The 12,331-nt window shown below is 67.1% G+C and carries 11 protein-coding genes; 4 read left to right on the top strand and 7 right to left on the bottom strand.

What is annotated here, in order from left to right:
• Positions 1-56 precede the first annotated feature (56 nt).
• From AC1DYU_RS20270 to AC1DYU_RS20280, 3 genes are all read left to right on the top strand, one after another.
• A complete protein-coding gene (locus tag AC1DYU_RS20270; RefSeq protein WP_158482815.1) occupies positions 57-1,052 on the top strand; it encodes a sialic acid TRAP transporter substrate-binding protein SiaP in 996 nt (331 codons plus the stop codon).
• A 202-nt stretch (positions 1,053-1,254) separates the two neighbouring features.
• Positions 1,255-1,752, top strand: a complete 498-nt coding sequence (locus tag AC1DYU_RS20275) for a TRAP transporter small permease (RefSeq protein ID WP_476793186.1) — start codon at positions 1,255-1,257, stop codon at positions 1,750-1,752.
• A complete protein-coding gene (locus AC1DYU_RS20280; protein ID WP_476793187.1) occupies positions 1,749-3,035 on the top strand; it encodes a TRAP transporter large permease in 1,287 nt (428 codons plus the stop codon). Before AC1DYU_RS20275 ends, AC1DYU_RS20280 begins: the two co-directional genes overlap by 4 nt.
• 152 nt (positions 3,036-3,187) lie before the next feature.
• On the opposite strand, the gene AC1DYU_RS20285 is transcribed toward AC1DYU_RS20280, so the two are convergent.
• The 7 genes from AC1DYU_RS20285 to ppk2 all read right to left on the bottom strand — a co-directional run bounded on the left by AC1DYU_RS20285 (position 3,188) and on the right by ppk2 (position 11,083).
• Entirely contained in the window at positions 3,188-4,321 is a 1,134-nt protein-coding gene (locus AC1DYU_RS20285) for an ABC transporter permease (RefSeq protein WP_476793188.1), read from the bottom strand.
• A gap of 16 nt (positions 4,322-4,337) precedes the next feature.
• Positions 4,338-5,267, bottom strand: coding sequence for an ABC transporter permease (locus AC1DYU_RS20290; RefSeq protein WP_476793189.1), 930 nt, complete (start codon positions 5,265-5,267; stop codon positions 4,338-4,340).
• 4 nt (positions 5,268-5,271) lie between these two features.
• Complete coding sequence (locus AC1DYU_RS20295; protein WP_158482820.1) at positions 5,272-6,366, bottom strand: ABC transporter ATP-binding protein; 1,095 nt, start codon at positions 6,364-6,366, stop codon at positions 5,272-5,274.
• A gap of 197 nt (positions 6,367-6,563) precedes the next feature.
• Complete coding sequence (locus AC1DYU_RS20300) at positions 6,564-7,703, bottom strand: extracellular solute-binding protein (RefSeq protein ID WP_476793190.1); 1,140 nt, start codon at positions 7,701-7,703, stop codon at positions 6,564-6,566.
• Positions 7,704-7,964: 261 nt separating this feature from the next.
• Positions 7,965-9,095: a TIGR03364 family FAD-dependent oxidoreductase gene (locus AC1DYU_RS20305; RefSeq protein WP_476793191.1), complete on the bottom strand. Its 1,131-nt coding sequence runs from the start codon at positions 9,093-9,095 to the stop codon at positions 7,965-7,967.
• Between the two features lie 12 nt (positions 9,096-9,107).
• Entirely contained in the window at positions 9,108-9,857 is a 750-nt protein-coding gene (locus AC1DYU_RS20310; protein ID WP_476793192.1) for an SDR family NAD(P)-dependent oxidoreductase, read from the bottom strand.
• Between the two features lie 266 nt (positions 9,858-10,123).
• Positions 10,124-11,083 (bottom strand): polyphosphate kinase 2, encoded by a 960-nt coding sequence (gene ppk2 / locus AC1DYU_RS20315; protein ID WP_476793193.1) that lies wholly within the window; start codon positions 11,081-11,083, stop codon positions 10,124-10,126.
• A 153-nt stretch (positions 11,084-11,236) separates the two neighbouring features.
• Here ppk2 and AC1DYU_RS20320 point away from each other — a divergent pair, with 153 nt between their 5' ends.
• Complete coding sequence (locus AC1DYU_RS20320; protein ID WP_476793194.1) at positions 11,237-12,295, top strand: ATP-binding protein; 1,059 nt, start codon at positions 11,237-11,239, stop codon at positions 12,293-12,295.
• The last annotated feature ends 36 nt before the right edge of the window (positions 12,296-12,331 follow it).

Here is a 12,331-nt window from a genome sequence, read left to right on the forward strand (position 1 = left end):
CTCCTCAGGATGAGGGCTGAGAGTGTCGGCGACGGTCCGCACAGGGAGGAACGACCATGACCAGGATTTCCAAGCGCGACTTTCTTGCAGGTTCTGCCGCTCTCGCCGGCGGAGCGATCTTCATGCCGACCGTCCTGCGCGCGCAGGCGACCGTGCTGCGCTGGGGCGAGATGCTGCCCACGACGCACCCGCAGGTGCAGATGGTCGAGCGGATCGCCAAGCAGGTGAAGGAGAAGACCTCCGGCCGCATCGACATCCAGACCTTCCCTGCCGGCCAGCTCGGCTCGGGCAAGGACATGATGGAATCGGTGGCGTCCGGTGCGCTGACGATGACGACGGACGGCGCGGCCGCGCTCGGCTCGTTCCTGCCGCAGCTCTCGGTGGTCGAGGCACCCTATCTCTGGCGCGACGCCGCCCATATGTCGAAGGTCGCCAAGGCGCCGGTTTTCGCGCAGATGAATGCGGAGCTCGAGAAGAAGCGCGGCATGCGCATGGCCGCGGTGACCTATTACGGCAAGCGCCACCTGACCACGGGCTCCAAGGCCGTGAAGAGCGCCGCCGACGTTGTCGGCCTCAAGCTGCGCGTGCCGCCGGTCGATACCTTCCGCGCCATGGTCGAGGCCTGGGGCGCCAAGGCGACGCCGGTCAATTTCAACGAGCTTTATCTGGCGCTGAGCCAGGGCGCCGTCGACGGGCAGGAGAACCCGCTGCCGACGATCCACAGCGCCAAGCTGCAGGAGGTGCAGAAGCACCTGATCCTGACCGGCCACATCATCACGCCGCGCCTCGTCATCGTGAACACCGATTTCTGGAAGGGGCTCAAGGACGCCGATCGCAGCCTGCTGGAAGCCGCCATCGCCGAGGGCGTCACCTGGCAGGACGCCGAACTCTCCAGCCAGGAAGGCAGCCTGGTCGCGACCCTGAAGGCCGCGGGCATGACCGTGACCGAGCCCGATCTCGAAAGCTTCTCCAAGCCGGTGCTCGCCACCCTGCCCAAGCAGTTCGAGGGCAAATGGGGCAAGGGCACCTGGGACGCGCTCGCGGCGTTGTGAAGACAATGTGCTGACCGCATCAGACGCGGGGAACCCTCTCCCGTAGGGAGAGGGCAGGGTGAGGGGCCGGCCCCTTGGCGCTACTGTCGTGACCTGACCGTCACCGATATTTCCCAGTTCCTCGCTGGTCCAACGGCCGACACCTCACCCCTACCCCTCTCCTTACAGGAGAGGGGTTCCCCGCGCCCTCGGATGGACGTCGATGAAATCCCTTCTCCACCTCTCCGACCGCATCGTGCGCTATGCCGCCGTGGCGTTGCTGCTCGCGCTGCTGGCTTCGGTGCTGCTCGGCGTTCTGTCGCGCCAGCTCAATGCGCCGCTGGCCTGGACCGACGAACTCGCGCAGTATCTGCTGGTCTGGAACGGGTTCGTCGGCTGGATCATCGCGGCGCGGCGGCGCTCGCATATCCGCATCACGGTCTTTGCCGAGAAGCTGCCCGAGGGTGCCGGCCGCCTGCTGGAGATCGTCACGCAGCTCGCGATCATCATCTTCGCGGCCGTGCTGATCCGCTATTCCTACGGGCTGATCGAGCGCAACTGGGATGTCGACTCGATCGCGCTGCCGGTGTCGAGCGCGGCGCTCTACATCGTCATGCCGCTGGCCGGCCTCGCGCTGATCCTGCAGGCGGTGGCCGAGATCGCCGATGTCGTGGCGGGCCGCAAATTCGCGGCGGCCGAACCCGGAAGCCAGCCGCTATGACCACGATCATGCTGCAGATCCTGCCGGTCTGGTTCGCCGCGCTCCTGATCGGCGTGCCACTCTTCGTCTCTATGGGGTTGGCGGCGATCGCCTTTGCCTTCATGGGCGGCTTCCCGCTCGGCATCGTGCCGCAGAAGATCGCGCAATCGGCCAATTCCTTCCCGCTTCTGGCGGCGCCGCTGTTCATCCTGATGGGCAACATCATGAACTCGGCGGGCATCACCGACCGGATATTTGCCTTCGCCACCGCCTGCGTTGGTTGGCTGCGCGGCGGGCTCTGCCACGCCAACATCCTCGCCAGCGTGATCTTCGCGGGCATGTCGGGCTCGGCGGTGGCCGATGCCGGCGGCGTCGGGACGCTCGAGATCAAGGCGATGAAGGACGAAGGCTACGACGCCGAGACGGCGGCCGCGATTACGGCTGCGTCAGCGACGATCGGCCCGATCATCCCGCCCTCGCTGCCGATGGTGATCTATGGCGTCTCGGCGGATGTCTCGATCGGCGGGCTGTTCCTCGCCGGCGTCATCCCCGGCCTGCTGATGGCCGGCGCGCTGATGGCGATGGTGGTGCATGTCGCGCGGAAGCGCGACCTGCCGCGTCATCCCTTCCCCGGCGCGGCGCAGCTCTGGGTCGCCTACAAGGAGGCGCATTGGGCGCTGATGACGCCGGTGATCCTGTTCGGCGGGATGATGGCGGGCATCTTCACGCCAACCGAGGCGGCGGCCGTTGCCACGGCCTATGCGCTGGTGCTCGGGCTTTTCGTGTATCGCAGCTTCGATCTCGACGATCTGCCCGAGCTCGTCGTCCAGACGGTCGAGACCACCGGCGTCGTGCTGGCGCTGGTGATGACGGCCGCCGCGCTCGGCTGGTGCCTGTCGATCTCGCGCATCCCGCAGACGGTCGGGCCGATGCTGGTCGATCTCGCCGGCAGCCCGCTGATGTTCCTGCTGATCGTCAACCTGCTGCTGCTCTTCGTCGGCTGCTTCATGGAAGCGCTGGCGGCGATGCTGATCCTGATCCCGATCCTGACGCCGGCGGCGGCGCAGTTCGGCATCGACCCGATCCAGTTCGGGCTGATCTTCGTGCTCAACCTGATGATCGGGACGATCACGCCGCCGGTCGGCGTCGTGCTCTTCATCACCTCGAAGATCGCCGGAATCAGCTTCGAGGCGATGTCGCGGGCGATCGTGCCCTGGCTGCTGCCGCTGCTGGCCGTGCTCGTCGCGATCACGCTGTGGCCACCGCTGACGACCTGGCTGCCCAATCTGGTGATGGGGCGCTGACCGGCCGGCGACAACCTCAGCCGACACCCTCAGCTCTCATCCTGAGGAGCGATCGAAGATCGCGTCTCGAAGGATGATCCAGCTGGTTCCGGAGCCTGCTCGACCATCCTTCGAGACGCCGCTTCGCGGCTCCTCAGGATGAGGGCTGACGGTTATTTCGGCGCAAGCGAACCGGGGTTGAAGGCCCCACCGAACGGCGAGGGGTTGTTGCTTGGTGCGGTGGGCGCGGCCGGCGTTTGCGTCTGGCGCTGCTGCATGCGCTGCTGCTGCTCCTGCAGCAGCTTCTCCTGAACGCGCTGCTTCTCGCTGAGGATGTCGGCGCGGCAGGCCTGCGCGTCGTGATGGCTGGCCTGCCAGATGATGGCCCCGGTGCAGCCGACCAGGATCAGCAGGATCGCGGCGGGATGGGTCAAAAGCCGCGTCAGCGGATTGGCGTAGAGCCGCGAGCGCTCCGGTCTGCCGCCGCGCAGCAGGTCGCGGCGGCGGTGATGCGCCTCCTGCACCATCGCGCCGATCAGCGTCACCGCGATGATGATCACGGCGAGCGCCGAGAGCGAGGGGTCGGTGCCGAGCCGGACCTTGGAGGCCAGCGCCGTGGTGAAGGTGTTGCCCGAGAGGATGGTGAAGACGGTGGTGTTGTAGTTCTCGAACGAGGCGAGGAAGGTGATGAAGGCGGCCGAGCCCAGCGCCGGCTTGAGGAAGGGCAGCAGGATCTTGCGGAAGGCCTGGCCCGGCGTCGCGCCGAGATCGAGCGCGGCCTCGGTCAGCGTCGGGTCGAAGCGCTGGAGACGTGCGCTCAGGATCAGCATGGCGTAGGAGGCGATGAAGGCGACCTGGCCGAGCAGGGTCAGGAACAGGCCGTTGTAGAAGACGGTGTCGTAGCCGGCGCCGAGTTTGCGGCCGACGAAGCTCCAGAAGACGATGGTGGAGATGCCGAGCACGACGCCGGGGATCAGGATCGGCGTGATCAGCACGGCATAGAGCCCGGCCCGCAGGCCCGGGCCGATATCGGCGAGCGCGAGCGCACCGGCGAGCCCAAAGGGCACCGCGATCGCCACCACGGCGATGCCGATCGCCAGGCTCGTCCAGAGACCCGTCATCAACCGCTCGTTGCGGATCAGCAGGCCGAACCAGTCGGTGGTGAAGCATTCCCACGGCACCACACGCGGAAAGGCCGAGGAGTTGAAGGCGGTGATCACCATGATGATCAGCGGGCCGAACAGGAACAGGAAGAACAGCAGCGTGTAGCTGAAGGCGAAGAGGCCGCCGCCGACGCCGCGATTCATCGTGCGGGACCTCGCGTCATCGTCCGATCGCCCCGATCGAGACGCGGAAGATCCGCATCATCACGAAGACGAAGGCAAGGCAGACGACGAGCAGGATGGTGGCGTAGGCCGAGCCACGCGCCCAGTCTCCGGCGTCGTTGAACCACTGGTAGATCAGCTGGGTGAACCAGAGGTTCGAGGGGCCGCCCAGTATTTGCGGGGCGGCGAGCGCGCCGGCCGTCAGCATGAAGACCATGGTGGCGCCCGACGCGATGCCGGGCTTGGCTACGGGGAGCACGATGCGCCAGTGCACGCGCCACCAGCTCGCGCCCATGTCGCGGGCCGCCTCGATCTGGTTGCGGTCGAGCGTCTCGACGGCATTGTAGATCGAGAACACCATCAGCAGGACATAGGTGTAGGCGAGGCCGGCATAGAGCGCGACATCGGCGCGGATGAAGTCGATCGGCTGATCCCACAGGCCGAGCGAAAGCCCGACGCCGTTGATGACGCCGGTGGCGCCGAACAGGATGCGGAAGGCGAAGGCGCGCAGGATATCGTTGATCCAGAAGGGCACGATCAGCCCGATCACCATCAGCCTGGCGCCGGCGCCGCTGGCCGAATGGGCGAGGATGAAGGCGATCGGATAGCAGAGCAGGATGTCGAGCACGGTCACCAGCACGGCCGCGACCAGCGTCTTGGTGAGCACGCCGATGTCGAGCGCGTTCAGCGCCGCGCCGCCGCTGTTGCCGAACAGGAAGTAGCGGTAGTTGTCGAGCGTATGGACGTCCCTGGGCCCGCCGACCTCCGGGCGCGGCAGGTTGTGGCGGAAGGAGACGTCGAGCATCGCGAGCTGCGGCAGCAGGATCAGGAAGACGATCCAGAACAGCACGGCCGCGACGACGAAGCTCGCGGCGCCGGTCCCGTGCCGGCTGCTGAAGTCGCGGAAGAAGCGGGCGAGGCTCGTCATCGCGTCAGCCGCTCAGGGCCGGGTCGTCGGGGAGAATGGTCGCCTGCTCCGGCTTGAACGAAACCGTGACCGCGCCGTCGCCCGAGGCGAGCGCGGCCGAGACGGCGGCGTTCATGTGGTAAAGGCGCAAGGCCTCGCCGCCGGCCTGCAGATAGAGCGTGCGGATCGAGCCTTCGAACTCCTCGTTGACGCGCTTGGCCTTGATGGTGTTCACCTCGGGCGGTGTGTCGGCGATGAAGAGTTGCTCGGGCCGCACGAACAGCGTGCAGCGCTCCTTGGGCAGATAGGTTCGCCCGCCCGCCGCCTGGCCGGTGAGGGGCCCGAGCGGGGTGTCCAGCGTCGCGAGCCTGCCGGTCTGGGAGAGAACGACGCCGTGGATGGCGTTGGATTCGCCGACGAAAGAGGCGACGAAGGGTGTTCGAGGGCGGTTGTAGATCGTCTCGGGGTTATCGATCTGCTCGATGACGCCGGCATTCATCACCGCGACCTGGTCCGACATGGTCAGGGCTTCACCCTGGTCATGGGTGATGTAGATGAAGGTCAGGCCGACGCGCTGCTGGATGGCGCGCAGTTCGGTACGCATGTGCTGGCGCAGCTTGAGGTCCAGCGCCGAGAGCGGTTCGTCCAGCAGCAGGATGTCAGGCTCGGCGGCGAGCGCGCGCGCGATCGCGACGCGCTGTTTCTGGCCGCCGGAAAGCTCATGCACTTTCTTGTCGCCGGTGCCGGGCAGCGCGATCATCTCGAGCAACTCGTCGGCGCGCTTGCGGCGCTGCTTTCGCCCGACGCGGCGGACCTCGAGCGGGAAGGCGATGTTCTCGGCGACTGTGAGCAGCGGAAACAGCGCGAGGTTCTGGAAGATCAGCGCGGTCGGGCGCTTGTTGGGGCCGACATTCCTCATGTCCTCCCCGCCGATCAGGACGCGGCCTGCGCTCGGCTGGACGAAACCCGAGATGCAGCGCAGCAGCGTGGTCTTGCCGCATCCCGAGGGACCCAGGAAGGAGAAGAACTCGCCGCCCCTGATGGTCAGATGCGCGTTCTCGACGGCCGTATAGCCGCCGAACCGGATCGAGACGTGATCGAGAACGACATCTTTCGTCATGCGGGTCCTGGATGGAGGTTTTGGCTGTCGGTCGCCGACCCGGCGGCCGTCGTTCCCCCTCAGCCCTCATCCTGAGGAGCGAGCAAGGCTCGCGTCTCGAAGGATGCTCCAGAAGGTTCCGGAGACATCTGGACTATCCTTCGAGACGCCGCTTCGCGGCTCCTCAGGATGAGGGCTGTGAGAGGTAAGCCGGTGCGTCAGGCGCTCATGAACTTGTTGGTGAATTCCGAGCGCTTGGCCGCGTACCAGGGGGCTTCGGCCGGCCAGGGGTTGAGCTTGGCGAGCGCGTCGCCCGGATAGGCATCGGCGAAGTTCTTGGCGTAGACATCGCCGCCGAACTTGTCGGCGCCGACCACCGGCGAATTGTAGCCGTGGGTCTTGATCGCCTCGCCGGCGAGCTGCGCATCGTAGCAGGCGGTGATGAAGGCGTAGACTTGGTCGATGTTCTTGACGCCGACCGGCAGGGAGAGACCGTCGACCCAGGCCATCGCGCCCTCGACCGGCGCGCGGTACATCACCGGCTCGCCGGCGGTCTTCAGCGCGATCGGCGGTCCGTCCCAGGTCTGGCCGACGATCACGCCCTCATTGAGCAGGCCGTTCTTCTGCGCGTCGGCGTCGTTCCAGATCAGCTTGATGTTCTTCTTCTTCTTGATCGCGATCTCGGTCAGCTTGGTCCAGACCTCGGTCATCTTGTCGGGGGTCTTGTAGGCCTCCCAGACCGAGCCGGGCGCCAGTTCGCCGCGCCGCTCCATGCCGAGGCCCAGGCCCAGGATCATCGAATGGCCGCGGCCCATGGTCTTGCCGGCATTGGCATCATCCCAGACGTCATAATAGCTCGGTGCGGAGCCGGCCGGCGTGAACTTGTCGGTGCGCCAGGAGACGCCCTCGGTGCCCCAGATATGCGGCAGCCAATGTGTGCCCTTGCCGTCGAAGTTCCAGTGCGTCTCGCCCAGCGCCATAGCCGGGTTCACCTTCTCGAGCGCGACCTTTTTCATGTCGAAGGGCTGGAGCAGGCCGAGATCCTTCCAGAGCGGCGAGCGGTTCACCGTCGGGGTGACGATGTCGAAGCCCTGGCCGTTGCTGGCCTTCATCTTGTTGAGGATGTCGTCATTGGAGCCGATGCCGGTGAAGTTGACCTTGATGCCGGTCTTGGCGGTGAAGGCCTTGACGAAGCTCTCGGGCAGATAGTCCGACCACATCATGATGTTGATCTCGCCTGAGGAGGCGAGGGCGCTGCGGCTGACGATGGCGGGCATCGCGACGCCCGCGCCGGCCGCAGCGGCGAGCTTCAGAAAGTCACGGCGGCCGATGGTTGCCCTGCTGTGCGTCTTGGACATCGTGATCCCCTGTGATGGATGGCGTTTCTTGGTCGTAAGGCCTCGGTATCGTCACCGAGCATCATGCCCGGCGCGGCCCCTGCGGAGCCGCAATTGATCTGGGGGTTCACCAAGCAAGATTGACGCCACGATCCGGCTCATCGAGCCGGCTATGATTGGCGATACCGGGAGCAGTCTGGTCAGCCGGCAGGCCGGGGCGTCACAGCGCCGATCGCGGCGAGATGTAGGCCAGCGTCTGGTCGACGAGCAGGATGTTGGGCTTCACGCGGCCGGTCCGAACAGGTCGGCGATGGTCTCCTCGCCGATGCCGAAGCCGGTCGAGGCGCCGCAGCCCGCGGTGACGACGACGATCCGCACCGCATCGGACGGCTTGTCGGTCAGGCGCCAGCGATCCGGCGCCGAGGCATAGGTGCCGATCCAGCGTTCGCTTACGGTGCGGCCGGGCAGATCGAGCACGGCGTCGAACTCGTCGAGGATGAGTTGGTCGACGGCCTCCGAAGCGAAGGGGTCGGGCGTCGTGGCATAGTGGTGGCTGTCGCCGACCACGAGCGAGCCATCGGCCGATTGCGTGACGATCAGGTGGATGCCGTTCTGGCGCTCGGCGGCCATCTCGGCGTCGAGCCTGCGCTTCAGCGACTCGGCTTCCGGCAGATCGGCATAGCCGAGATAGCGTCCGAGCCCGAGATCTGACATCACGGCGCTGGCGAGAGGGACGGGGTTCGCCGGGCGCACGCGCATCATCTGCAGCTTGCAGCGGGTCACGCCATAGGCGGCGAGCCGCTCGGGGAACAGCGTCGTGAACTCGTCGCCAGGGCAGACCACGACGGTTTCCGCCTCGATCACGTCGCCCCCGGCCGTGATCAGGCGCGGTGCCTCGACGGCGACGATGCTGGTGTTCCAGCGGAACGTGACGCCGTGGCGCTCCGCCAGCAGGGCTGTCACCTGCGGGATCGCCTGGCGGGATTCGACCCGCAGCTCATGCGGGCTGTGCAGCGCGAAACGCGCCGCGTCGGGGCGCAAAGCAGGAATCGCCTCGCGGGCCTGCTCGCTGGTCAGGCGCCGGCAGCCGTCGCCCATCTCCGTGCGCAGGAAGGCGTCGATCACGGCTTCCGATTCCGGCAGGCGCGCCGCCAGCACGAGCCCGCGCTGCAGGATGTCGATCCCGGCGTCGGCTGCGATCTCCGCCCAGATGTCGCGCGAGCGGCGGGCGAGCGACCAGCAATCGCCGGCGCCCTGGCCGGTGACGGTGACGAAGCCGAAATTGCGCACGGAGGCACCACTGGCCTGGGCGTCGCGGTCGATCACCACGACTCGCTTGCCGCGCCTGGCGGCCGCAAGCGCGTGACCGAGCCCGATGACGCCGGCACCGACGATGGCGAGATCGTAGACCATGAGAGCCGTCGTTCAGGCGTTGCGGTGGATCTGGAAGCCGGCGAAGGACTGGCTCACCGGCATGATCTCGAGGCTGTTGATGTTGACATGCGCCGGCAGCGTCGCGACCCAGAACACGGTCTCGGCGATGTCCTGCGGCTGCAGCGGATCGGCGCCGCCATAGAGCGCGTCATAGGCCGCCTTGTCGCCGCCATTGCGCACCAGCGTGAACTCGCTCTCGCAGAGGCCCGGCTCGATCGAGGTGACGCGGACGCCCTTGCCGTGCAGGTCGGAGCGCAGGCCGAGCGAGAACTGGCGCACGAAGGCCTTGGTGCCGCCATAGACGTTGCCGCCGGAATAGGGCCAGTTCGACGCGACCGAGGCGATGTTGATGACCGCGCCCTTGCGCGCGATCAGCTCCGGCAGCAGCTGATGCGTCAGCGCCACCAGCCCGGTGACGTTGGTGCCGATCATCGTCTTCCAGTCGGAGAGTGAGGTCTGCGGAGCGGGCTTGGTGCCGAGCGCGAGGCCGGCATTGTTGAGCAGCACATCGATCGTCTTGAACGGCTCGGGCAGCGCTGCGAGCGCGGCCGTCATCCCGGCTTCGTCGGTGATGTCGAAGGCGGCGCCGTAAAAATTCTCGCCCAGTTCCGCCTTCAGGGCATCGAGGCGGTCGGCGCGGCGGCCGGTGCCGATCACCTTCCAGCCGGCCGAAATGAAGCGCCGCGCGGTGGCGGCGCCGAAGCCCGCGGTCGCGCCGGAAATCAGGATGGTCTTGCTCATGGTGGTGCCTTCTGGCTCGTCTGGTTCCGGCCGACGATGCCCTGCAAAAGCAGCGCCAGCGATGACAGGGGAATGACCGGTGTGGGGAGTAGTGGCTCGGTGGGGGTGAGTGGGAGTGTTGCTACACTCCAGCCCTCATCCTGAGGAGCGCCGAAGGCGCGTCTCGAAGGATGATCCAGGAGGCTCCGGAAGGATCTGGAGCATCCTTCGAGACGGCCCTGCGGGCCTCCTCAGGATGAGGGCTGAGGGGATGGCCAAGCGGGCGCTCAAGCCTCGCCGCCCTTGTTGAGGTAGCGCTCGGCATCGACCACGATCTTGTCGTCGAGCTCGCCGATCGCCGCCTCGTCGCGGCCCTTGTAGGGGATGGCGAGGAGGACGTGGCGGATGGCGTTCAGCCGGGCGCGCAGCTTGTCGTTGCCGCGAATGACGTGCCAGGGCGCCCATCGCGTCGAACTCTTCTCCAGCATCTCGTCCAGCGCCTGCGAATAGGCCTCGAAGCGCGGGATCGCCTCGAAATCGATCGGCGAGAGCTTCCAGCGCTTGAGCGGATCGTGCCAGCGCGCATGCAGCCTGGTCATCTGCATCTGCGGCCCGATGGTGATGAAGAGCTTGATCAGGCGGATGCCGTCGCGCGTCAGCATGCCCTCAAAAGCCGGCGCCTCGCGCAGGAAGGCCTCGGTCTGGGCGGGCGTGCAGAAGCCCATGACGCGTTCGACGCCGGCGCGGTTGTACCAGGAGCGGTCGAAGAAGACGATCTCGCCGGCGGTGGGCAAATGGGCGGCGTAGCGCTGGAAGTACCATTGCCCGGCTTCCGTGTCGGAGGGCTTCGACAGCGCCACGACGCGGGCCTGGCGCGGATTGAGATGCTGGGTGAAGCGGCCGATCGTGCCGCCCTTGCCGGCGCCGTCGCGCCCCTCGAACAGGATGACGATGCGCTCGCCCGCCTCGCGTGCCCAGTTCGCTAGCTTCTGCAGCTCGATCTGCAACGGCTCGAGCTCCCTCTCATAACGCTTGCGCTTCATGCGCTTGCCATAGGGATAGTCGCCGCTGCGGAAAGCGGCATCGACGATCACGGCGGGCAGGGTCTCCGCCTCGATGTCGAAGCCCTTGGCGCCAGCGGCCTTGCGCGCCGCGGCGGGTTTGCGAGCTGGTTTTGCCTCCTGCTCTGCCTTGGGAACGAGCCGCAGCGCAGCTTTCGGCCGGTTTCCGGAAACAGTTTTCGCCATCGCAACGATCCTCGTGAAGAGAGCAGCCTAGCCGGCCTGACTTGCGAAGGGAATTGACGCGCGCCGGGCTTACGATCAGGAAGGGCGGCCCCGTCGTCCCGCAGCCGGCCCCTCGGCCGCCGCGTCAGCGCGAGAGCCTGAGGTTCCTTCCGCATGGCCATTGCCGTCGATCCCTTTGCTTCCGCGACGCATGCCCTGATCGAGGCGATGGGCTCCGCCGTGGTCCTGCTCGATGTGCAGGGCGTCGCCCAGGCGCTGAGCCCGGCGATGCGCGCGCTGATGCCGGCGCTGGAGACCGGCCAGCCGCTGACGCTGGTGATGCGCGATCCCGACCTGATCGAGGCGATCGACGGCGTCGCCCGCCAGGGCGGTCGCCAGGTCATCGAGCTCGTCGAACGCGTTCCGGTCGAGCGCACCTTCCGGATCCATATTTCCGCGCTGCCCGGCGCCGGCTGGCGGCGACCGGTCGTGCTGACCTTCGAGGACCTCAGCGAGCAGCGCGTCACCGAGCGGATGCGCGTCGACTTCGTCGCCAATGCCAGCCACGAGCTGCGCACCCCGCTGGCCTCGCTGCTCGGCTTCGTCGAGACGCTGCAGGGGCCGGCGCGCAACGATGCCGGTGCGCGCGACCGCTTCCTCGCCATCATGCGCGAGCAGGGGCTGCGCATGGCACGGCTCGTCGATGACCTGCTCTCGCTGTCGCGGATCGAGCTGCGTGCGCATCTGGCGCCGGAGACCCCGGTCGATCTCACCGGGATCTCGCGCGAGATCGTCGATTCGCTGACGCTGATGGCGCGCGAACGCGAGGTGACGCTGACGCTGAATGCGCCGGCCGAGCCGGTGAAAGTCGCCGGCGATCGCGACGAATTGCTGCGGTTGATGGAAAACCTGGTCGAGAATGCGATCAAATACGGCAAGCGCGGCGGCGAGGTCTTGATCGAGGTGCAGGATGGGCAAGCCGAGTCCAGCGTCGGCGTGCGCGACGACGGGCCGGGCATCGCGCCCGAGCACCTGCCGCGCCTGACCGAGCGTTTCTACCGGGTCGATACCGCAGCCAGCCGTGAGGCCGGCGGGACGGGGCTGGGGCTGGCCATCGTCAAGCACATCGTGCTCCGCCATCGCGGCCGGCTGACGATCGAGAGCGCGCTCGGCGAGGGCGCCACCTTCCGCGCCGTGCTGCCGCGCTTCGGGGCGTCGCCGCGCAAGCCTTGATCCTTAAGCTCTGATGACGGCTTCATGACAGAGTGC

The sequence above is a fragment of the Allobosea sp. P2_B12 genome, assembly GCF_056404835.1.